Raw genomic sequence first — 209 nt, 5'->3', positions numbered from 1 at the left:
TCGGCATCCATGCCGAGGTGCCCCCTCCACAATACCTTCGTTCAGCCAGCGTGGTTAACGGGGCGCCGAGATCAACGTCCGCCGCGAGGCGGCCTGAAAGCCGACCTGGTTTGGGTGGGATTGCGTTTTTCCTGTGCGGGCCTGCTTGCTGCGGCATTCAAGAAAAACGATACCCGTGGCGAGGGAGCTTGCTCCCGCTCGGCTGCGCA

The 209-nt window shown here is 63.2% G+C and carries 1 pseudogene; it reads left to right on the top strand.

Going from position 1 to position 209, the window contains the following annotated elements:
- Positions 1–97 (top strand): annotated as a pseudogene (locus tag HU762_RS26860) (nucleoid-structuring protein H-NS); the annotation flags it as partial.
- Positions 98–209: the final 112 nt, after the last annotated feature.

The organism is Pseudomonas sp. SWRI92 (assembly GCF_014268685.1).
Classification (GTDB): domain Bacteria; phylum Pseudomonadota; class Gammaproteobacteria; order Pseudomonadales; family Pseudomonadaceae; genus Aquipseudomonas; species Aquipseudomonas marvdashtae.
This window is presented reverse-complemented; position numbering and strand designations above follow the sequence as displayed.